The organism is Stenotrophomonas hibiscicola ATCC 19867, assembly GCF_000382065.1.
GTDB classification, from domain to species: Bacteria; Pseudomonadota; Gammaproteobacteria; order Xanthomonadales; family Xanthomonadaceae; genus Stenotrophomonas; species Stenotrophomonas hibiscicola.
This window is the reverse complement of sequence record NZ_KB907498.1, coordinates 885,636-906,522: the sequence shown is the minus strand read 5'-3', so window position 1 is coordinate 906,522 and position 20,887 is coordinate 885,636. Positions and strand designations below refer to the sequence as shown.

The window sequence follows — 20,887 nt, the reverse complement described above, 5'->3', positions numbered from 1 at the left end:
TGGACACCGTTCCGGTTCGGGCGCCCGTAGCTCAACTGGATAGAGCACCGGCCTTCTAAGCCGGCGGTTACAGGTTCGATTCCTGTCGGGCGCGCCATCGGCGAGTAACGGGATCGCATCGGCCGATGTGAAGAAGTGCTTGCAAAAGCGTAAAGACTCCACCAGAATATCGGACTCGCTTCGGCGGACCGGAACTTCGGTGACAGTCTCCAGGCAAAGGTTTCAAGTTCCGTCGCCAGCCGCATCGGCAGGAACAAGCGTTTCAGTGGTGGCTGTAGCTCAGTTGGTTAGAGTACCGGATTGTGATTCCGGTGGTCGGGGGTTCGAATCCCCTCAGCCACCCCACTGTTTCAACCGTGCCGGCGCAGCCGAAACGGTATTGCAATAAGAAGAATGCACGCTACAATGTGCGTCTAAGTTTCACGGGCCGTTAGCTCAGTTGGTAGAGCAGTTGACTCTTAATCAATAGGTCCAAGGTTCGAATCCTTGACGGCCCACCAAGACAGAAGCCACCTGGTACGCCAGGTGGCTTTTTTCTTATAAGTGTGACTCCTTCATTTGGATGGATCACGCGTTGCAGGCCCCGCTCGGCGCGGATCTGCAACGGCAGCGGGATCGCAGTGCTGGTTTCAACGGCGTTGAAAAAAGTGCTTGCACCCACCGAGCGGATCGGGTCATAATTCGCGCCCCGATTTCGGGCTGTTAGCTCAGTTGGTAGAGCAGTTGACTCTTAATCAATAGGTCCAAGGTTCGAATCCTTGACAGCCCACCAGACGAAAGCCACTTGGTTCGCCAAGTGGCTTTTTTCTTGTCTGCGCGCCGGGTTGAGCGTGCGGATGCCTGCACGCCCGGCCGCACGTCATCCATGAATGGCGTGGATCTACTGAAGCGATGCTGAAATCAGGGGCATACGCGTCATCAGTGTTTTCAATGCTGTGCGCTGCTTCTCACCGCGTCGCGTCCTGTATCGCACCCAATGGATCTTCCGCGCCAGTGGCGCATGCACGAAGGAAGATGTTGATGGCTGATATCAATCGATTGCACCGCACGCTGTGGGTTCCCTTCGCGTTGCTGGCACTGGCGGCCTGTACGCCGGCCAACGATCCCGCGCAGACCGTCGAACGCGATGCTGGCACCGAGAGCGCTCCGGCGCGCCCGGTGGGTGAGGCAATGCAGATGCAGCCGGCTCAGCCCGCGGAAGGGGAGGCCCTGCCCGACGCGGTGGACGTGCAGCGCAATGCGGATGGTTCGGTGGACGTGCGCAAGGCCACGCCGGAGTCGGCGGCACTGCGGCGCACCGAAGACGGGGGCGTGGAGATCCGCAAGGTGGATCCTGCGGCCGAGTCTGGGTCCGATACGGCGCCGGCCAAGGCCAGGCCGCAGCAGTGAACCCTGCCACCCCGGATCAGCTTGCGCTCCCCGGGGTGGTCCAACGCGCGCGCCGCGCGATCGCCATGTTCAGTTTTGTGCAGGCCTTCCGATTCCTGCCATCGCCTGCGACAATGAACGCCTGAGCCGGCCACGCGAAAGTGGCGGAATTGGTAGACGCCCTGGATTTAGGTTCCAGTGCCGCAAGGCGTGGGGGTTCGAGTCCCCCCTTTCGCACCAGTGCCGGCCTGTCCCCGCCCTGATCGGGCCATCTGCGCCCCTTGACCGGCACGCGCTGGCAGTGCAGGCCGAATTGGGCGAAACTAAAGGGCTGCGGCAAGCAGGCGCGTCCCAGACGTCGCGTCCTTACAACCGTTTCATCCCAATCATCGAGCCGGGGGCGTGGGCCACCGGTGGCAGGAGTCAACATGCAAGCTTCGATCGAATCCACCGGCAACCTGGAACGCCGCCTGAGCTTCTCGCTGCCGGAAGAGCGTCTGCAGAGCCACATCGCCGGCCGCTTGGGCGAAATCGCCCGTACCACCCGCATCAAGGGGTTCCGTCCGGGCAAGGTGCCGGCCAAGGTGATCGAGCAGCGCTTCGGCGCGCAGGTCCGTGGCGAGGCGCTGGACGGCCTGCTGCGCGAAACCTTCGACGCGGCCGTGCGCGAGCACGACCTGCGCGTCGTCGGCAGCCCGCGCATCGACAAGGGCGACGAGGGTGAATTCTCCTTCGTGGCCACCGTGGAAGTGGTGCCGGACTTCGGCGACATCGACGTCAGCAAGCTGACCGTCGTGCGTCACACCGCCGAGATCACCGAAGCCGACATCGACCAGATGATCGAGAACCTGCAGAACCAGCGTCGTACCTGGGCCCCGGTCAGCCGTGGTGCACAGGAAGGCGACCTGGTCGCGGTGGAAACCTGGTCGCAGGCCGGCGAAGAGCGCCTGCCGGCCGAGGGCACCGAGAAGGGCTCGATCGTTCTCGGCCAGGGCATGATGTTCGACACCATCGAAAAGGGCCTGGTCGGCCTGGCCAAGGGCGAAGAGAAGACCCTGGACGTCGAGTTCCCGGCTGATTGGCGCGTGCCGGTGCTGGCCGGCAAGACCGTGCAGGTCACCGTCAAGGTTGCCGAAGTGTCCGAGCCGGTCGTGCCGGCGGTCGACGAAGCCTTCATCAAGAGCTTCGGCGTGAAGGGTGGCGACGTCGCGCAGTTCCGCAGCGACATCCGCGCCAACCTGGAGCGTGAGCTGAAGGGCGCGCTGATGAACCGCCTGCGCCGTGAAGTCGGCGAGCAGCTGATCGCGGCCTACTCGTCGGTCGAAATGCCGCCGCGCCTGGTCGAGAACGAAGCCCGCGCCATGCTGGCCCAGCAGGTCGAGCAGCTGCGCCGCAACGGCCAGAACGTCGGCGAGATCCCGGCCGATGCCCACGAAGGCTTCAAGGACGCTGCCGCCAAGCGCGTGCTGGTCGGCCTGCTGGTCGGTGAAGTGGCCCGCATCAACGACCTGCGCCTGGAAGCCAAGCGCCTGAACGAAACGATGCGTCTGATCGCTTCGACCTACGAAGAGCCGGAGCAGGTCATTGAGATGTACCGCAACGACCCCCAGCTGATGTCTGGCCTGCAGAACCGTGTGATGGAAGAGCAGGTGATCGACTGGATCGCCGAGCGTGCCCAGCACACCGAAGAGAAGCTCTCGTTCCAGGACGCGATCCGCCAGTAAGCCGGCGGATCACCGGATGCCCCGCGCCTTTGCCGGCGCGGGGTTGTTGCCCCCCAAGATAGGTACCTCACGTAATGGACAACCGAACCAAAGCCCTGAACCTGGTTCCGATGGTGGTCGAGCAGACCAGCCGCGGCGAGCGTGCCTACGACATCTATTCGCGCCTGTTGAAGGAGCGTCTGATCTTCCTCGTGGGCCCGATCGACGATCACATGGCCAACGTGGTGGTGGCGCAGTTGCTGTTCCTGGAATCGGAAAACCCGGAAAAGGACATCAACATCTACATCAACTCGCCGGGTGGCGTGGTCACCGCCGGCATGGCGATCTACGACACCATGCAGTACATCAAGCCGAATGTGAGCACCACCTGCATCGGCCAGGCCGCCTCCATGGGCGCCCTGCTGCTGGCCGCGGGCGAAGCCGGCAAGCGCTACGCGCTGCCGAACTCGCGCGTGATGATCCACCAGCCGCTGGGTGGCTACCAGGGGCAGGCCACCGACATCGACATCCATGCGCGAGAGATCCTGACCCTGCGTTCGCGCCTGAACGAGATCCTGGCCAAGCACACCGGCCAGTCGCTGGAGACGATCGCCCGCGACACCGAGCGCGACAACTTCAAGAGCGCCTTCGAGGCGCAGGCCTACGGTCTGGTCGACCAGGTCCTGGAGCGTCGTCCGGATGAGTCGATCCAGGCCGGTTGACCGGCCTTCACGGGGCCATGGAGGCCCCGTTCCTGCAGGGTCGGGCGGGACTGGTGTCCCCTCGGCCCTGTGCTATTCTCGAATCGAACCCCCGTTCAGCGGGTGGGGTAACTGGGTAAGCGAAGCATGAGCGAAGACCGCCAAGGTCGTTCCACGGACACCGGCAAGATCCTCTACTGCTCTTTCTGCGGCAAGAGCCAGCATGAAGTGCGCAAGCTGATTGCGGGTCCGAGCGTATTCATCTGCGATGAGTGCGTGGAGCTGTGCAACGACATCATCCGTGAGGAGCTTGAGGAGAAGGCGCAGTCGGCACGCAGTTCGCTGCCCAAGCCGCGCGAGATCCTCGAGGTCCTCGACCAGTACGTGATCGGCCAGAACCGCGCCAAGCGCACCCTGGCCGTGGCCGTCTACAACCACTACAAGCGCATCGAGAGCCGGCAGAAGAACGACGACGTCGAACTGGCGAAGTCGAACATCCTGCTGGTCGGCCCGACCGGTTCGGGCAAGACGCTGCTGGCCGAAACCCTGGCCCGCCTGCTCAACGTGCCGTTCACCATGGCCGACGCCACCACGCTGACCGAAGCCGGTTACGTGGGCGAGGATGTGGAGAACATCATCCAGAAGCTGCTGCAGAAGTGCGACTACGATGTCGAGAAGGCGCAGCAGGGCATCGTCTACATCGATGAAATCGACAAGATCTCGCGCAAGAGCGAGAACCCGTCGATCACCCGCGATGTATCCGGCGAAGGCGTGCAGCAGGCCCTGCTGAAGCTGATCGAAGGCACCGTGGCCAGCGTCCCGCCGCAGGGCGGCCGCAAGCATCCGCAGCAGGAATTCCTGCAGGTGGACACCAAGAACATCCTGTTCATCTGCGGCGGCGCGTTCGCCGGGCTGGACAAGGTCATCCAGGCCCGTTCCACCGACATCGGCAGCATCGGCTTCGGTGCCAAGGTGAAGAGCAGCGAGCGCAAGCAGGAAGTGGGCAAGGTGCTGGCTGAGGTCGAGCCGGAAGACCTGATCAAGTTCGGCCTGATTCCCGAGTTCGTCGGCCGCCTGCCGGTGGTCGCGACCCTCGAGGAGCTGGATGAGCCGGCCCTGATCAAGATCCTCACCGAGCCGAAGAACGCCATCACCAAGCAGTTCAAGAAGCTGTTCGAGATGGAAAACGTGGAGCTGGAGTTCCGTCCGGACGCACTGTCGGCCATCGCCAAGAAGGCGCTCAAGCGCAAGACCGGCGCCCGCGGCCTGCGCACGATCGTCGAATCGGTCCTGCTGGACACCATGTATGACCTGCCGTCGCAGGAGAACGTCAGCAAGGTGGTCGTGGACGAATCGGTGATCGAGCACAAGTCCGAGCCGTACCTGATCTACCAGACCCCGGCGGCCCCTGAACAGAAGGCCGCAGGCGCCGAGTGATCCTTCCAGGTTGTTGATTGGAAAGGATTTTCAAGGAATGCCTTGCATCTGAAAGCCGATGGCCCCATAACGGGGCCATCGGCTTTTTTTGTCTCCGGAAGATGCCCTCCCGGAGGCGGTTTTCCCCCTTCCCTGGAGCCCCCATGGCCCGTTCCCCAAGTGAAACCCTCGACCTGCCGGTCCTGCCGCTGCGCGACGTAGTGGTGTTCCCGCACATGGTCATCCCGCTGTTCGTCGGCCGTGACAAGTCCATGCACGCGCTCGAACAGGCAATGGAGGCAGACAAGCGCATCCTGCTGCTGGCGCAGAAGTCGGCCGAGACCGACGACCCGCATGCGGCCGACCTCTACCAGGTCGGCACGCTGGCGCAGGTGCTGCAGCTGCTGAAGCTGCCCGACGGCACCATCAAGGTGCTGGTCGAAGGCCTGTCGCGCGTGCAGGTCACCCACGTCGACGAGCGCAACGGCTCGCTGCACGGCCAGGCGGTGGAGATCGAGGCCACTGACGAGCGCGAAGCGCGCGAGGTCGAGGCCATCGCCCGCTCGCTGATGTCGCTGTTCGAGCAGTACGTGAAGACCAACCGCAAGCTGCCGCCGGAGCTGCTGCAGACGCTGTCGGGCATCGATGAGCCGGCGCGCCTGGCCGACACCATCGCTGCGCACATCAGCGTGCGCCTGGCCGACAAGCAGCGCCTGCTGGAAACGCTGGCCGTCGGTGACCGCCTGGAGATGCTGGTCGGCCTGGTCGACGGCGAGATCGACGTGCAGCAGATGGAGAAGCGCATCCGCGGCCGCGTGAAGTCGCAGATGGAGAAGAGCCAGCGCGAGTACTACCTCAACGAACAGATGAAGGCCATCCAGAAGGAACTGGGTGACCTGGACGACGCGCCGGGCGAGCTGGAAGAACTGGCCCGCAAGATTGCTGAGGCCGGCATGCCGAAGGCGGTTGAAGTCAAGGCGCGCAATGAACTGAACAAGCTCAAGCAGATGTCGCCGATGTCGGCTGAAGCCGCCGTCGTGCGCAACTACCTGGAGTGGCTGCTGGGCGTGCCGTGGAAGAAGCGCAGCAAGGTGCGCAAGGACCTGAAGGTGGCGCAGGACACCCTCGATGCCGATCACTACGGCCTGGAGAAGGTCAAGGAGCGCATCCTTGAATACCTGGCGGTGCAGTCGCGCGTGAAGCAGATGAAGGGCCCCATCCTGTGCCTGGTCGGGCCGCCGGGCGTGGGCAAGACCTCGCTGGGCCAGTCCATCGCCAAGGCCACCAACCGCAAGTTCGTGCGCATGTCGCTGGGCGGCGTGCGTGACGAGGCCGAGATCCGTGGCCACCGCCGTACCTACGTCGGTTCGATGCCGGGCCGCATCGTGCAGAACCTCAACAAGGTTGGCAGCAAGAACCCGCTGTTCGTGCTGGACGAGATCGACAAGATGTCGATGGACTTCCGTGGCGATCCGTCGTCGGCGCTGCTGGAGGTGCTCGACCCGGAGCAGAACAACGCGTTCAACGATCACTACCTGGAAGTGGACCTGGACCTGTCCGAAGTGATGTTCGTGGCCACCTCGAACTCGCTCAACATTCCCGGCCCGCTGCTGGACCGCATGGAAGTGATCCGCATCCCCGGCTACACCGAGGACGAGAAGCTCAACATCGCCACCCGTTACCTGGTGCCCAAGCAGGTCAAGGCCAACGGCCTGCAGCCGGAAGAACTGGAGATCGGCAGTGACGCCATCCAGGACATCGTGCGCTACTACACGCGCGAATCGGGCGTGCGCAACCTGGAACGCGAGATCGCCAAGATCTGCCGCAAGGTGGTGAAGGAGATCGCGCTGGCCGGCCCGCAGCCGGTGAAGGCGAAGAAGGGCGCGAAGAAGCCCAAGGCGCTGGTCAATGTGTCCAGCAAGAACCTGGACAAGTACCTGGGCGTGCGTCGCTTCGACTTCGGCCGTGCCGAGGAAGAGAACGAGATCGGCCTGGTCACCGGCCTGGCCTGGACCGAGGTCGGTGGCGACCTGCTGCAGATCGAATCGACGCTGGTGCCGGGCAAGGGCCAGCTGATCCTGACCGGCCAGCTCGGCAACGTAATGAAGGAATCGGCGTCGGCCGCGCTGTCGGTGGTGCGTTCGCGCGCCGTGGGCTTCGGCATCGACAGCGACTTCCTGCAGAAGCACGACGTGCACCTGCACGTGCCCGATGGCGCTACGCCGAAGGACGGCCCGAGTGCCGGCGCGGCGATGGTCACCTCGCTGGTATCGATGCTGACCAAGGTGCCGGTGCGTGCCGACGTGGCGATGACCGGTGAGATCACCCTGCGTGGCCGTGTCACCGCCATCGGCGGCTTGAAGGAAAAGCTGCTGGCCGCATTGCGGGGCGGCATCCGCACGGTCATCATTCCGGAAGAGAACCGCAAGGACCTTGCAGACATTCCGGCAAACGTTACCCGCGATCTGCAGATCGTGCCGGTGAAGTACATCGAGGAAGTGCTGGACCTGGCGTTGGAGCGCCCGTTGGCACCGAAGAAGGCACGCAAGAGTGCGCAGCGTGTCACGGTGCGCAGCAAGGCCAAACCGAGTGGAAGTGCGCGCGTCAAGCATTGACGCGCACCGTCCAATGGCCCGAAACCCGCGTCGTTGCTGGCTTTCCAGCTTGCGTGGGGGTAGGGCCACTGGTATAAAAGCAGCACTCGCGAATGAGTGATCGCTGTCAGCGATGACTGAATCGGCGAACCGTTTCCACATGGCGGCCGCATGCAGAAGGCGTGCGGTTGCTTCCCTGTCGAATAAGCGGAACCCACCGCCAAAGGAGTTGTAGAGAATGAACAAGACCGAATTGATCGATGCCGTTGCTGAAGCTGCGGACCTGACCAAGGCCGAGTCCAGCCGCGCTGTCGATGCCGTCGTTGCTGCCATCACCAAGGCGCTGAAGGACGGCGATGCGGTCACCCTGGTTGGCTTCGGTACCTTCCAGGTCCGCGACCGTGCTGCCCGCACCGGCCGCAACCCGAAGACCGGCGACACCATCAAGATCGCTGCTTCGAAGAATCCGTCGTTCAAGGCTGGCAAGGCTCTGAAGGATGCTGTAAACTAAGCGGCTCGCTGGGGTGCTTAGCTCAGCGGTAGAGCGTCTCCTTTACACGGAGAGGGTCGGGGGTTCGAAACCCTCAGCACCCACCACAGCACCGCGGTAACGTTTGAGTGTGGAGCGGTAGTTCAGCTGGTTAGAATGCTGGCCTGTCACGCCGGAGGTCGCGGGTTCGAGTCCCGTCCGCTCCGCCATTCAACGAGGCCTCCGGCCAAAAGCTGGAGGCTTTGTTTTCTCCCAGGTCCAGGCCGATGGGAAAACAAAAAAGCAACAATGCGGAGCGGTAGTTCAGCTGGTTAGAATGCTGGCCTGTCACGCCGGAGGTCGCGGGTTCGAGTCCCGTCCGCTCCGCCACTACATCAAGGCCCCCGGCCTAAAGCTGGGGGCCTTGTCTTCTCCCCGGAAGGTTCGGGAAGAAGGCGAATAGGTTCTTGCAAGAACGGAGCGGTAGTTCAGCTGGTTAGAATGCTGGCCTGTCACGCCGGAGGTCGCGGGTTCGAGTCCCGTCCGCTCCGCCATTGCAGAGTCTTAAATCCCTGTGAAAAAACTTTGAAAAAAGTGTTCATCGGGCTGGGTTTCCAGGGAGTCTTCGGATATACTGGGCGCCTGCAAAGTTTCAGCGCGGAGCGGTAGTTCAGCTGGTTAGAATGCTGGCCTGTCACGCCGGAGGTCGCGGGTTCGAGTCCCGTCCGCTCCGCCAACTCTAAAAGCCCTCGGCGCAAGCCGGGGGCTTTTTCTTTAGCCCGTCGCAAAGTGATGCGCAGGCCGCGCCGCCGCTGCTTTTGGTCCCTGCGGCGAAGCGGGTTACACTGCCGGGCTCGCCAATCAGGCCTTGTGATTCCTCACCATGCTGCAGAAACTCCGCGACAAGACCTCAGGCTGGATCGTCACCGTGATCCTGGGGCTGCTGATGATTCCGTTCCTGTTCGTGATCGACAACAGCTACCTCGGCGGCGTTGGCGCTCAGAACGTGGCCAAGGTTTCCGCCCCGCCGACCTGGTGGCGTTCGGCACCGTCGTGGTGGCCGGTGCGCATGCTGTGGCAGCACCATGAGATCAGCGCGCAGGATTTCCGCACCCGTTTCGAGCAGGAGCGCATGCGTGAGCGCCAGCAGCAGGGCGAGAACTTCGACCCGCGCGCTTTCGAGAGCACCGAAAACAAGCTGGCCGTGCTCGACCAGCTGATCGATGAGCAGGTCGTGCGCCTGGTCGGTGAACAAGCCGGCGTTGTCATTGGCGATGGTGCGGTGCGCGAGTACATCGCCACCATCCCGGCCTTCCTCGATTCGAACGGCAAGTTCAACGAAAACAACTATCGCCTGGCCCTGGCCGGTGGCAATCCGCCGCGTACCCCGACCCAGTTCCAGGAACTGGTGCGCGAGAGCCTGCAGCAGTCGGTGATCCCGTCGGGCCTGCAGAATTCGGGCTTTGTCACCCAGGCCGAAACCGAGCGCCTGCTGAAGCTGCTGGGTGAAACCCGCGACGTCGAACTGGCCGCGTTGCCGGAAGTACCGGCTGACACCGCGCCGGTGACTGACGCGCAGATCAAGCAGTGGTACGACAGCCACGGCAAGGATTTCCGCCAGGCCGAGAGCGTCTCGCTGGAATACGTCGAGATCAACGGTGCGAACCTGCCGGCACCGACTCCGGCCGATGAAGCGACCCTGCGCAAGCGCTATGAAGAAGAAAAGGCGAAGTTCACCTCGCCGGAGCAGCGCCAGGCCTCGCACATCCTGATTACCGGTGACGGCGCCGAAGCCAAGGCGAACAAGATCGCTGCCGAAGCCAAGGCGGCCGGTGCCGACTTCGCTGCGCTGGCCAAGGCCAATTCGGAAGATCCGGGCTCCAAGGACCAGGGCGGTGACCTGGGCTGGGTCGAGCGCGGTGCGATGGTCAAGCCGTTCGAAGACGCACTGTTCGCTGCCAAGGCCGGTGACGTGATCGGCCCGGTCAAGACCGACTTCGGCTACCACATCATCAAGGTCGCCGCGGTGCGTGGCGGCGAAGGCAAGTCGTTCGAGGAAGTACGTGACACGCTGGCCGCCGAGCAGCTGAAGGCCGACGGCGAACGCGGCTTCAACGAGCTGGCCGGTCGTCTGGTGGATGCCATCAACAAGAGCCCGAGCGATCTGGCCGCTGCGGCCAAGGAAGTCAACCTGCCGCTGCAGACCCTGGGGCCGATCACCCGCGCAACCGCCAGTGGCATCGCCGCTGACCCGGCCGTGCTGCGTGCCGCCTTCTCTGAAGTGCTGGTGCAGGACGGCACTGCCAGCGACCCGATTGCGCTCGGCGGCGCGACCAACCACAGTGTGGTCATCCGTGTGGTCGCCCATACCCCGGAACAGGCCCTGCCGCTGGACAAGGCCCGCGAGCAGGTGATCGCCGCGATCCGCGCTGACCGCCAGCGCCAGGCCAGCGACAAGGCCGCCGACGCCGTGCTGGCCAAGCTGAAGGCGGGCGCCACCCTGCAGTCGCTGGCCGCAAGCGAGAAGCTGCAGCTGAGCCCGATGCCGGGCCTGCCGCGCAGCCAGCCGGTGCCGACCCCGGAAATCAACCGCGCCATCTTCAGCGCGCCTGTGCCGGCCGAAGGCAAGCCGAGCTACGGCAAGGTCGACGTCAACGGTCACGCGCTGCTGTTTGCAGTGAACAAGGTCAACCCGGGCGACATCAAGGAAGTGACCGCCGAGCAGCAGAAGCAGCTCAAGGAGCAGCTGAGCCAGATCGATGGCATGGCCGCAGCCAAGGCCTACGTGGATGCGATGCGCAAGAAGTTCATGATCCAGACCACCGAAGCGAACCTGTAAGCCTCGCGGCGAGCAGATCGAAGAAGGCCCGGCATTGCCGGGCCTTTTTTGTCTTGGCGTCGTTTGTGTCGCGCTTGCGCTTTGGCAGTGGTCGAGCTTGCTCGACCGCCTTTTGTAGAGTCGAGCCGTGCTCGACTGCATCTGCTGCGCGCAGGCATGAAAAAGCCGAGCATGGGCTCGGCTCTACAGGAGGGCCTGGCTGGCGCGTCAGTCCTCGACGCGCAGCACCGCGCCGGGCTTCAGCACGCTGCTGCCACTCAGGCCGTTCAGTGACAGCAGCGCCTTCACCGGCATGCCATAGCGACGGGCGATGGTCCAGGCCGACTCGCCATCGCGCACGGTGTGGCGGCGGCTGCGCGGGCGATCGGCAATCGCGGCGACGGTCTTGGCCGCCTGCGGCGTCGGTGTGGTCGTGGCAGCCGGTGCGGTGCTGGCCACCAGCGTGGTCGCGGTTTCCGTCACCGTCGCATTGGCGGCCGAGACCGGGGCCAGCACCCGGGTGGTTCCCGAGGCACGGTTGCCCGCGGCCAGGGCCGGGTTGAGGCGGGCGATCCTGGCAGGGTCCAGGGCGCGTTGTGCGGCCCACTGCTGGATGCTGGTGCCGGCCGGCAGGGTGTGGTCCTTCAGCACCGGCACGGTGCGGTCCAGCGAGGCCATCACGCCGGGCTGGTCTTCCACGTCCTCCAGCACGCAGGCCAGGGCATGCAGCTTCTCGACATAGGCATGGGTGACCGGTGACAGGCCGGGCAGCGCCGATGGCTTGGCGTTCTGCGCGTTCATGCCGGCCTTGCGCATGGACTGCAGGACCCGGTACTCGCCGGCGTTGTAGGCCATGGTGGCCAGGCGCCAGTCGCCGCCGAACATGCCGTGCAGGGTCTTCAGGTAACGTACCGCGGCCTGGGTGGAATCGACCGCCGACAGGCGGCCGTCGTAGCCGTTGGACATGGGCACCCGATGGTTGCGCGCGGTGGTGGCGATGAACTGCCACAGGCCCGTCGGACCGCTGCCATTGCGGGCATTGGGCCGATAGCCACTTTCCACGAACGGAATCAGTGCGAATTCGGTGGGCAGGTTGGCCTTGCGCAGTTCTTCGACCACGTAGCCGAACAGCACCAGCGCATCGTCATCCTGGTTGGCCAGGCGTGAGGGAGCATGGGCGAACTGCTTCTGCCAGCGCGGGCTGGTGGCCTCGGCATCGCAGCTGGGCTCGGCCAGGCCGTCGCGGAAGCTTGTGAAGATCTCCTGGCCGTTGCGTACCGAAGCGGCCGGCAGCGCCGATGGATCCAGCGGCAGCGCAGCGGCAGCGGTCAGGTTCTGGCTGATGCCTGCGCCCAGCGACTGTGCGCCCGCGGTTCCTGCCAGCCCCAGCGCAAGGCCCAGGGCCAGCGGCAGACTTCGGCGCATCATGCGCGGAAGCCGTCTTTCCAGTGCCGGAGACCGGCCATCACGTCGACGTCGTCCACGACGTCACGGCCCAGATGCGCCGCCACCGACGCACGGATCGTCGCCGCGTGCACACGCAGGAAGGGATTGCAGTCGAATTCGCTGGCCAGGGTTACCGGCAGGGTGGAACGGTCATCGCGGCGCATGGCCAAAGCCTCCTCTTGGCGCTGCCACAGGGCAGCGTTGGCGGGGTCGACATGCCGCGCGAAGACGGCATTTGACACGGTGTACTCATGAGCGCAACAAAGCAGCAGTTGCGCGGGCAGGGCACCCAGCTTGCGCATCGACGCCAGCAGCTGGGACGGCGTACCTTCGAACAGGCGTCCACAGCCCAGGCTGAACAACGAATCTCCGCTGAAAAGATGTTCAGCAGTGTGAAACGCGATGTGGCTGCGGGTATGCCCGGGCACGGATAGTACGTGGAACGTCCGGCCCAGTGCCTGAACGCGTTCACCTTCACCGACGCGGTGGGTCGCAATGGGAATGCGCTCCTCGACCGGCGCGATCACCCGGACGCCGGGAAAACGCGCCTGCAGCGCGGGCACGCCACCGATGTGGTCATCGTGATGATGGGTGAGCAGGATCGTGTCCACGCGCAGGCCCTGATCGGCCACCGCAAGCACCGGCGCGGCATCGCCGGGATCGATGACCACGGCGGCGCCATCGTCGTCGATCAACGTCCAGATGTAGTTGTCCGCAAATGCGGGCAGGGCAGTCAGTCGCATAGAATTGGACCATGCCCGCGCTGCAGAGCACCCGTCAAGCGAGCCAGACCCCGTGGTTCGACAGTGAACCGGCGGAATCCCTGCGCGTGCTGGAGCGGCAATTACTGCTGCCGCAGCTGTCAGTGCTGCCGGCACAACCCTGGTTGTGGATCGCGCCAAGCGCGTGCTGGCTTGATGATGCGCAGCTCGGCGGGCGTGGCCTGCGCCTGTTCCGGCAAGGGCAGGGCTATGCCGGCGATACCCGCTGCGCACTGCCGCTGCCGCTGGCCAACGAGAGTGTCAACGCGATCGTGCTGCAGCATGTGACCACCGGCGATGCCGACCAGCTGCTGGATGAGTGCGAGCGCGTGCTGATGCCGGGCGGCCACCTGTGGCTGAGCAGCCTCAACCCGTTCAGCCCCTACCGTACACATTGGCGCCAGCACGGACTGGTGGTGCGCACGCCGCAGCGGATTCGCCTGCTGCTCGGCCGCCACGGGCTGGAGTGCGACGATATGCGTTACATCGGCCCCCTCTGGCGCGGTGCCGGCAGCCGTCGCCCGGGCGGGTGGGCGCCACTGCGCGCGGCCTGCCTGTTCCATGCTGAAAAGCGCACGCTGGCCCTGCCCGGGCCGACACCGCTGCCGGTGCGCTGGCACGGCACCGTAGCCACCTGATTCTGGAGTTGTATTGAAAACCATCGAAATCCACACCGACGGTTCCTGCCTTGGCAATCCCGGCCCCGGCGGCTGGGCTGCACTGCTGCGCTACAAGGGCCATGAGCGTGAACTGAGCGGCGGCGAAGCGCACACCACCAACAACCGGATGGAGCTGATGGCCGCCATTTCCGGGTTGGAGACGCTGACCGAGCCGTGCAACATCGTGCTCTACACCGATTCGCAGTACGTGCGGCAGGGGCTGACCCAGTGGATGCCGGGCTGGATCCGCAAGAACTGGAAGACCGCCGGCGGTGAGCCGGTGAAGAACCGCGAGCTGTGGGAGCGCCTGCATGCGGCCACGCTGCGGCACCAGATCGACTGGCGCTGGGTGAAGGGCCACTCCGGCGATCCGGACAATGAGCGGGTGGATACCCTGGCCCGCAACGCGGCCATCCAGATCCGCGACGCCAGCCCGGTAAACTGAGCCCATGCGTCAGATCATCCTCGATACCGAAACCACCGGCCTGGAGTGGAAGAAGGGCAACCGCATCGTCGAAATCGGCTGCGTGGAGCTGTTCAAGCGCCGCCCGACCGGCAACAACTACCACCAGTACATCAAGCCGGACTGCGAGTTCGAACAGGGCGCGCAGGAAGTCACCGGCCTGACCCTGGAGTTTCTGGCTGACAAGCCGGACTTCGCGCAGATCGCCGATGAATTCCTTGCCTTCATCGATGGCGCCGAGCTGATCATCCACAACGCGGCGTTCGACCTGGGCTTCCTCGACAACGAACTGTCGTTGCTGGGCCCGCAGTACGGGAAGATCACCGATCGCTGCACGGTGATCGATACCCTGGTGATGGCGCGCGAGCGCTTCCCGGGCCAGCGCAATTCGCTGGATGCGCTGTGCAAGCGGCTGGGCGTGGACAATTCGCACCGTGCGCTGCATGGCGGCCTGCTCGATGCGCAGATCCTGGGTGACGTCTACATCGCGCTGACCTCGGGGCAGGAAGAGATCGGATTCGGCCTGGGGGATGACGATGGCGGTGGCGCCGGTGCGGCGCTGCAGGCCTTCGATACCAGCAAGCTGCTGCCGCGCCCGCGCGTAGTGGCCACGCCGTCGGAGCTGGAAGCGCATGCCGCGCGGCTGGAGCGGTTGCGCAAGAAGGCCGGCCACGCGCTGTGGGATGGCCCGAAGGTGGAAGAACCCGTCAGCGCGTAATACATCGAGGTAGTGCCGGCCGCTGGCCGGCATCTACGTGATACGGGGTTTCCCGGTGAGCCGGCCAGCGGCCGGCATTACCGCATCCACGCGTGGCGTGGATCTACCGGTCAATGGCAGCGCACCAGGATCACGCTGATGTTGTCGCGGCCACCGCCGTCGAGTGCGGCTGCGACCAGCGTGTCCACGCATTCCTGCGCGCTGGCATCTTCGTAGGCGAGGGTGCGGGCGATACTGCGGTCGTCCACCTCCTCGGTCAGGCCGTCACTGCACAGCAGCAGCTGCATTCCCGGGCGCAGTTCACCGCTGGTGGTGGCCACGTTCAGGTGTGCCGGATCGGTCACGCCCAGCGCCTGGGTAACCACGTTGCGATGCGGATGCGCACGCGCCTGTTCGGCGGTCAGGTTTCCCTGCGCGACCAGTTCCTGCACCACGCTGTGGTCCTGGCTGAGCTGTGCCAGCTGTCCATCGCGCCACAGGTAGGCGCGGCTGTCGCCGACCCAGGCCACTTCATAGCGGTTGCCCTGCACGCGCGCGGCGACCACGGTGGTGCCCATCGGCAGGCTGTCATTGCGACGGCGTGAGGTGCGGATGATCTCTTCGTCGGCGGTGCGGATGGCCTGGGCCAATGGCGCGCCACGGCGTATCTCGCGCACGATGGTTTCGCGTGCCAGCGCGCTGGCCACTTCACCGCAGGCATGCCCGCCCATGCCATCGGCCACCAGCCACAGGGCCAGCTCGCTGTCACCGTAGTAGGTGTCCTCGTTGAGCTCGCGGCGCATGCCGGGGTGGGTGAGGTGTCCGAATTCGATCATGGGGGCTGGGGCAGGGTGTTGCTGGGGAGACAGGCATCATCGGGTGGCCGCACGCATCCGGCAAGGCATGCGCCCAGGAAATTTCCACTTCATGGGCCGGAATGACTTGTCGTCGGCCTCACTTCCTCGTATGATGCGCGTCCCCGGTCCGCCGGGGACCATCCGGAGAGGTGGCAGAGTGGTTGAATGTACCTGACTCGAAATCAGGCAGGCGTTTATAGCGCCTCGGGGGTTCGAATCCCCCCCTCTCCGCCAGATAAAGAAAAAGGGCTGCCGAAAGGCGGCCCTTTTTCTTTATCTGGCGCGGGACGCGACGCGCTCTGCGCGTCGCCCCACACGTTGCTGCGCAACGCGTGGGCCCCTCCCTTTGCCGGCCTCCCCCGCCCCTGTCGGGGCAGCCCCTCAACAGAGGGGCTTGTTCCTCCAGATGGATCACGGGAGATCCGCGCGGTGCCTGGAAGCTGTTCCTGCTGGCAGGCTCATCCACGCATGGCGTGGATCTACCCGGGATATCCGTGCGGACGCTGCGGGTTAACATGTACGCATCACCTGCTGGAGCTTTTCCCGATGACCGCTGAAATCCTCGTCCCCGTTTCCTTCGGCGAGCTGCTGGACAAGATCTCGATCCTGCAGATCAAGTCCGAGCGCATCAGCGACGAGGGCAAGCTGGCCAATGTGCGCAAGGAGCTGTCGGCGCTGGAGCAGACCTGGATGGCACACCCGGCCGCGGTGAAGGACATCGCCAAGCTGCGTGCCGAGCTGAAGGCGGTCAACGAGCAGCTGTGGGACATCGAGGACGACATCCGCCTGAAGGAGAAGGTGCAGGCGTTCGACCAGGGCTTCATCGACCTGGCGCGCAGTGTCTACCTGCGCAACGACGAGCGCGCGCGCATCAAGAAGGCGATCAACCTGGCGCTGGGCTCGGCGTACGTGGAAGAGAAGTCCTACCAGGATTACGCGCAGCGCACGTAAACCCGGGCAGGCTGCCGATCACCCCAGGTGGTCGGCGACGTAGCGTTCGAACGCAGCGATACCGTCTTCCACGGTGATCAGTTCCATCACATCGTCGAATTCGATCTTGGTGCCCCACTTCAGGTCCGCCGCCTGCTTGGCCAGGTACTTGCGCGCGGCATCATCGTAGCGGTCCACGCAGTAGCGGCGGTCCGAGTACGGGCCACTGCGGTCCGGATTGCTGGCTGCATGCAGGCCCAGCACTTTGGCGCCCATCGCGTTGGCGATGTGCATCGGGCCCGAGTCCGGGGTCATCACCAGATTGGCGCGGGCCAGCAGGGCAGGCAGCTGCTTCAACGTGTCCTTGCCGACCAGGTCCAGTGCCGGCGTCTGCAGCTGCGCCTGGATCGCATCGGCCATGTGGCGCTCCAGTTCGCTGCGGCCACCGCACAGCACCACCCGCCAACCGCGCTGTGCGGCGTGGTTGGCCACCGCTGCATAGCGGTCCGCATACCAGTTGCGCCGCACGTGGCTGGAGCAGGGCGAGATCATCAGCACCGGGCGGCCATCTTCCTGCCACTGAGCGGCGGCCCACTCGAAGGCGGAGGGCGGCACGGCCAGATCCCAGCTGACTTCGGTCTGGCGCAGGCCCAGCGGTTCGCAGAAGCTGCCGATGGCATCCAGTACATGGATGCCGGGGCGGTCAGGAATGCGCTCGTTGATGAAGAGCCCGTGCAGGTCCTTGGAGCGGCTGCGGTCGTAGCCGATGCGGCGCTCGGCCGGAATGAAGGCTGACAGCAGGTTGGCGCGGAATGCGACCTGCATCTGCAGAAGCGCCTCGAAGCGCCCCGGTGGCAGTTGCCTGCGCAGTTCCTTGACCCCAGCCATGCCGCTCTTCTTGTCGTAGGCATGGAAGGTGACACCGGGCAGGCCGTCAAGCAGCTTGTGGCCAACCTTGTCGATGATCCAGTGGATCGGCGTGTCCGGGCGCGCAGCCTGCAGGGTGCGCACCAGGGGCACCACGTGGGTGACGTCGCCGAGTGCGGACAGGCGCAGGAGGCACAAGGAGGAGGACGCTGATGCCATGTGTTGTTAGACTCAATGAAATGGTCGCATTCGACGCCAATGAAGCGCTGACGCCATGCCGCGAGGGTCGCGGCATCGGGGCCATTCTGTTCGACCGCGAGCGGCTGCGGCAAGCCGACATCGGCCTGTTCTCGCCCCAGCACTGGGGCAGCAGGGCCCGGCCGGTGGGCGAGGGCGGCCGCGGCAGCGCCTGGTTCGTCGATGCGCCGTTCGGTGCCAGCGTGCTGCGGCACTACCTGCGGGGCGGCCTGGCCGCGAAGCTCAGCCACGACCAGTACCTGTGGCGCGGTTCGGAGCGGACCCGCAGCTTCGCCGAATTCCGGCTGATGCGCGCGCTGCGCGAGAAGAAGCTGCCGGTGCCACGGCCGATCGCCGCGTTCTACATGCGCGAGGGCCTGCGCTACCGGGCCGCGATCCTGATGGAGCGGATCGAGGGCGTGCGCTCGCTGGCCGACCGCGCCCTGGTCGCCGGCCGGGGCGCGCCCTGGGAGGAGACGGGGCGGCTGATCGCCCGCTTCCATCGTGCCGGCCTGGACCATGCCGACCTCAATGCGCACAACATCCTGTTCGATGGCAACGGCCATGGCTGGCTGATCGACTTCGACCGTGGCGTGATCCGCATCCCGGCCACTGCCTGGCGCGAACGCAATCTCAAGCGCCTGCTGCGCTCGCTGATCAAGTTGCGCGGCGAGCGCAGCGTGGAAGATGTGCAGAAGGACTACGCGCGGCTGCGCCGTGCCTATGACATGGCCTGGAACCGGGGCACCTGATGGATTGGTCGTTGCGTTTCCTCGGCGTCGGCAATGCGTCGGCGGTCGAGCTGGGGTCGCCGATGTCGGTGATCGAGCGGGATGGGCGTCCGTGGCTGACCATTGATTGTGGTGGTGAAGGGCTGACCGCGTTCAAGGCGCACTACGGCCACATGCCGCAGGCGTTGTTCGTGACCCATGTGCACCTTGACCACGTGGCCGGCTTCGAACGGCTGTTCGTGGACACCTTCTTCAATGCGCAGCGGCGCGGCAAGGTGCGCCTGTATGTGCCGGCCACGGTGGTGCCGCTGCTGCACCAGCGCATCGGTGACTATCCGAACGTGCTGGCCGAGGGCGGCGCGAACTTCTGGGATGCCTTCCAGCTGATCGTGGTGGGCGATGCGTTCTGGCACGAGGGAGTGCGCCTGGAGGTGTTCCCAGTGCGCCACCACTGGCCGGAGACGGCCTATGGCCTGCGCCTGCAGGGCGCGCTGACCTGGAGCGGCGATACCCGGCCGATTCCGGAGATGCTGGCCCGCTTCGCCAATGACAACGAGCTGATCGCCCACGACTGCGGCCTGCACGGCAATCCGTCGCACACCGGCGTGGACGATCTGGAGCGTGAGTACAGCGCCGAGCTGCGGGCGCGGATGATGCTCTACCACTATGCCAGCGTGGCCGATGGCCAGGCGCTGGCAACGCGGGGGCACCGTGTTGCGCAGCCGGGGCAGTGCGTGCCCCTGGCCAGCCCGACCGCGCCGCACGTACTGGCGCAGGATCCGGCGTGATCGACGTGGGCCAGCCTGCGGACGCAGCGTTGGCCGCCGAACTGGAGGCGCTGGAACGCGCGCTGCATGCGCCGCAGGTGCGGGGTGACCGCCAGGCCCTTTCGGCCCTGCTGGACGAGGATTTCAGCGAGATCGGCAGTTCCGGACAATGCTACGGTCGTGATGCCGCGTTGCTGGAGATCCCGTTGGAACGCGCGCAGGTGCTGATTGAATCGGAACAGTACGCCGTGTGGTTGCTGGCCCGGGACCTGGCCCAGGTGCGCTACCGCAGCCGCCATCACGTCGATGGCCAGGCGCAACGCTGGGTGCTGCGCAGTTCGCTGTGGCGTCGGCATGCGCAGGGGTGGCGCGTGGTGTTCCATCAGGGAACGCCGCAGGCCCGGTAGCGGTGGGCCATCCCCGGCGAGGGGCGCCAATCAAGATTGGCGGCTACCAGGGCCGTGGGGCGCCCGAAAAGGCGATGGCCCCGCCGGCTGACCTCGGCGCCCGCGTCGATCGATACCGTTGCTGCCTTCCGGCCCTGGCGGGATTTTCGACCTAGCGTCGCGAGGGGCCGACGGGGCCACCATAGAGACGTTGGCCGCCCGAGGGGCGGCCGGTGTTCACCGATCAGGGGAAGCAGCGCGCGACGCGCCGGAGACCACAGCCGGACTGCACATCGGCTGACCGATGGCAGACGGCAACTATAGCGCAGGCAGGTACATCGACGCCAGCTTCGTGCACTGAATCGGCTGTAACCCGCGTCTGCTGGCAAGGGCCCGGCGCGACCGGCGTTGCTAGAATGCCGGCCAGGAGGAACGGCCTCCCCCACATCGGGAACCACTGACCAGGACGGCCTGGCCCTACCAAGAGGAGGGCTGTCATGGCCTGGATCTATCTGTTGTTCGCCGGCCTGCTGGAAATCGTCTGGGCCGTGTCCATGAAGCAGTCCGAAGGCTTCACCAGGCTCACCCCCACCGTGGTCACGATCATCGGCATGATCGCCAGCTTCTGGCTGCTTGCAGTAGCCATGCGCAGCCTGCCGCTGGGCACTGCCTACACAATCTGGACCGGCATCGGCGCGGTCGGTGCATTCGTGGTCGGCATCGTGTTCCTGGGCGAGCAGGTCAGCCCGATGCGGATCGGTGCAGCGGTGCTGATCGTTTCCGGCCTGGTGCTGATGAAACTCTCGAGCAGCTGAATGATTTACTTAAGGCGGGGAAAGGAATCTCCGCTTTCGGAAGGTATATGCATTTTCGGCAAGACCATTTTGTCCGCCCGTTTTATTTGACGTACGTCATGAAAATAACGAGCGTGATTCACATGCCGCTGGCACCGACGGTCGCACAGTGCCGCCATTCGTCGGGCGAAACCGGGGAGTTTTCGCCTTGAGGGACACGCTG

General features: G+C 65.0%; 19 protein-coding genes, 11 tRNA genes and 1 other RNA gene. 26 read left to right on the top strand and 5 right to left on the bottom strand.

All coding sequences use genetic code 11. The annotated features are described in order from the left end of the window. Positions 1-20: 20 nt before the first annotated feature. From G370_RS0104450 to G370_RS0104370, 17 genes are all read left to right on the top strand, one after another. Positions 21-97 (top strand) — tRNA-Arg (locus G370_RS0104450). A 171-nt stretch (positions 98-268) separates the two neighbouring features. Continuing rightward, positions 269-345 (top strand) — tRNA-His (locus G370_RS0104445). A gap of 79 nt (positions 346-424) precedes the next feature. After that, positions 425-500: transfer RNA gene (locus tag G370_RS0104440), tRNA-Lys, on the top strand. A gap of 196 nt (positions 501-696) precedes the next feature. Beyond that, positions 697-772: transfer RNA gene (locus tag G370_RS0104435), tRNA-Lys, on the top strand. Positions 773-1,020: 248 nt separating this feature from the next. Next, positions 1,021-1,389: a hypothetical protein gene (locus G370_RS0104430; protein ID WP_019659530.1), complete on the top strand. Its 369-nt coding sequence runs from the start codon at positions 1,021-1,023 to the stop codon at positions 1,387-1,389. A gap of 134 nt (positions 1,390-1,523) precedes the next feature. Further along, a tRNA-Leu gene (locus G370_RS0104425) sits at positions 1,524-1,608 on the top strand. A gap of 188 nt (positions 1,609-1,796) precedes the next feature. Continuing rightward, on the top strand, positions 1,797-3,092 hold the full coding sequence (tig, locus tag G370_RS0104420; protein ID WP_019659529.1) for a trigger factor: 1,296 nt from the start codon (positions 1,797-1,799) through the stop codon (positions 3,090-3,092). Between the two features lie 74 nt (positions 3,093-3,166). Next, positions 3,167-3,793: an ATP-dependent Clp endopeptidase proteolytic subunit ClpP gene (gene clpP, locus G370_RS0104415; RefSeq protein ID WP_019659528.1), complete on the top strand. Its 627-nt coding sequence runs from the start codon at positions 3,167-3,169 to the stop codon at positions 3,791-3,793. 126 nt (positions 3,794-3,919) lie between these two features. Beyond that, a complete protein-coding gene (clpX, locus tag G370_RS0104410; RefSeq protein WP_019659527.1) occupies positions 3,920-5,209 on the top strand; it encodes an ATP-dependent Clp protease ATP-binding subunit ClpX in 1,290 nt (429 codons plus the stop codon). Positions 5,210-5,352: 143 nt separating this feature from the next. Next, positions 5,353-7,803: an endopeptidase La gene (lon, locus tag G370_RS0104405; RefSeq protein WP_019659526.1), complete on the top strand. Its 2,451-nt coding sequence runs from the start codon at positions 5,353-5,355 to the stop codon at positions 7,801-7,803. Between the two features lie 217 nt (positions 7,804-8,020). Continuing rightward, complete coding sequence (locus tag G370_RS0104400) at positions 8,021-8,293, top strand: HU family DNA-binding protein (protein WP_005408270.1); 273 nt, start codon at positions 8,021-8,023, stop codon at positions 8,291-8,293. 11 nt (positions 8,294-8,304) lie between these two features. Continuing rightward, positions 8,305-8,379: transfer RNA gene (locus G370_RS0104395), tRNA-Val, on the top strand. Positions 8,380-8,404: 25 nt separating this feature from the next. Next, positions 8,405-8,481 (top strand) — tRNA-Asp (locus G370_RS0104390). Positions 8,482-8,564: 83 nt separating this feature from the next. Further along, positions 8,565-8,641: transfer RNA gene (locus G370_RS0104385), tRNA-Asp, on the top strand. A gap of 87 nt (positions 8,642-8,728) precedes the next feature. Next, a tRNA-Asp gene (locus tag G370_RS0104380) sits at positions 8,729-8,805 on the top strand. 105 nt (positions 8,806-8,910) lie between these two features. Beyond that, positions 8,911-8,987: transfer RNA gene (locus G370_RS0104375), tRNA-Asp, on the top strand. Between the two features lie 147 nt (positions 8,988-9,134). After that, complete coding sequence (locus tag G370_RS0104370) at positions 9,135-11,090, top strand: peptidyl-prolyl cis-trans isomerase (protein ID WP_019659525.1); 1,956 nt, start codon at positions 9,135-9,137, stop codon at positions 11,088-11,090. Between the two features lie 207 nt (positions 11,091-11,297). Here the strand turns inward: G370_RS0104370 and G370_RS0104365 are convergent, their stop codons facing one another. Further along, the gene (locus tag G370_RS0104365) at positions 11,298-12,497 is read right to left on the bottom strand and encodes a lytic transglycosylase domain-containing protein (protein WP_019659524.1); all 1,200 of its coding nucleotides are present in this window, start codon (positions 12,495-12,497) and stop codon (positions 11,298-11,300) included. After that, positions 12,494-13,258, bottom strand: coding sequence for a hydroxyacylglutathione hydrolase (gloB, locus tag G370_RS0104360; protein WP_019659523.1), 765 nt, complete (start codon positions 13,256-13,258; stop codon positions 12,494-12,496). The genes G370_RS0104365 and gloB overlap by 4 nt, the downstream gene beginning before the upstream one ends. A gap of 11 nt (positions 13,259-13,269) precedes the next feature. Between gloB and G370_RS0104355 the strand changes: the two genes are divergently transcribed. Genes G370_RS0104355 through dnaQ form a run of 3 tightly spaced genes read left to right on the top strand, consistent with a single transcriptional unit; the run spans position 13,270 to position 15,116 of the window. Next, positions 13,270-13,914, top strand: coding sequence for a class I SAM-dependent methyltransferase (locus G370_RS0104355; protein ID WP_019659522.1), 645 nt, complete (start codon positions 13,270-13,272; stop codon positions 13,912-13,914). Between the two features lie 13 nt (positions 13,915-13,927). Next, the gene (rnhA, locus tag G370_RS0104350) at positions 13,928-14,380 is read left to right on the top strand and encodes a ribonuclease HI (RefSeq protein WP_019659521.1); all 453 of its coding nucleotides are present in this window, start codon (positions 13,928-13,930) and stop codon (positions 14,378-14,380) included. A gap of 4 nt (positions 14,381-14,384) precedes the next feature. Then, a complete protein-coding gene (gene dnaQ / locus G370_RS0104345; protein WP_019659520.1) occupies positions 14,385-15,116 on the top strand; it encodes a DNA polymerase III subunit epsilon in 732 nt (243 codons plus the stop codon). A gap of 110 nt (positions 15,117-15,226) precedes the next feature. On the opposite strand, the gene G370_RS0104340 is transcribed toward dnaQ, so the two are convergent. After that, positions 15,227-15,931: a PP2C family protein-serine/threonine phosphatase gene (locus G370_RS0104340; protein WP_019659519.1), complete on the bottom strand. Its 705-nt coding sequence runs from the start codon at positions 15,929-15,931 to the stop codon at positions 15,227-15,229. Between the two features lie 164 nt (positions 15,932-16,095). Here G370_RS0104340 and G370_RS0104335 point away from each other — a divergent pair. Continuing rightward, positions 16,096-16,186: transfer RNA gene (locus G370_RS0104335), tRNA-Ser, on the top strand. A gap of 312 nt (positions 16,187-16,498) precedes the next feature. Continuing rightward, complete coding sequence (locus tag G370_RS0104330; RefSeq protein WP_019659518.1) at positions 16,499-16,903, top strand: DUF6165 family protein; 405 nt, start codon at positions 16,499-16,501, stop codon at positions 16,901-16,903. 18 nt (positions 16,904-16,921) lie between these two features. On the opposite strand, the gene G370_RS0104325 is transcribed toward G370_RS0104330, so the two are convergent. Beyond that, positions 16,922-17,968, bottom strand: coding sequence for a glycosyltransferase family 9 protein (locus G370_RS0104325; protein ID WP_019659517.1), 1,047 nt, complete (start codon positions 17,966-17,968; stop codon positions 16,922-16,924). Positions 17,969-17,988: 20 nt separating this feature from the next. Between G370_RS0104325 and G370_RS0104320 the strand changes: the two genes are divergently transcribed. From G370_RS0104320 to G370_RS0104310, 3 genes are read left to right on the top strand one after another with little or no spacing between them, the layout of a single operon-like run. After that, the gene (locus tag G370_RS0104320; RefSeq protein ID WP_019659516.1) at positions 17,989-18,738 is read left to right on the top strand and encodes a 3-deoxy-D-manno-octulosonic acid kinase; all 750 of its coding nucleotides are present in this window, start codon (positions 17,989-17,991) and stop codon (positions 18,736-18,738) included. Further along, positions 18,738-19,505 carry an MBL fold metallo-hydrolase gene (locus tag G370_RS0104315; RefSeq protein WP_019659515.1) on the top strand — a complete coding sequence of 256 codons (768 nt, stop codon included), beginning with the start codon at positions 18,738-18,740 and terminating at the stop codon, positions 19,503-19,505. Before G370_RS0104320 ends, G370_RS0104315 begins: the two co-directional genes overlap by 1 nt. Beyond that, positions 19,502-19,891, top strand: coding sequence for a nuclear transport factor 2 family protein (locus tag G370_RS0104310; protein ID WP_019659514.1), 390 nt, complete (start codon positions 19,502-19,504; stop codon positions 19,889-19,891). Before G370_RS0104315 ends, G370_RS0104310 begins: the two co-directional genes overlap by 4 nt. Positions 19,892-19,968: 77 nt before the next feature. On the opposite strand, the gene ffs is transcribed toward G370_RS0104310, so the two are convergent. Next, positions 19,969-20,065: signal recognition particle sRNA small type (ffs, locus tag G370_RS1000000121195), an RNA gene on the bottom strand. Between the two features lie 302 nt (positions 20,066-20,367). Here ffs and G370_RS0104305 point away from each other — a divergent pair. Then, entirely contained in the window at positions 20,368-20,685 is a 318-nt protein-coding gene (locus G370_RS0104305) for a DMT family transporter (protein WP_005415486.1), read from the top strand. The last annotated feature ends 202 nt before the right edge of the window (positions 20,686-20,887 follow it).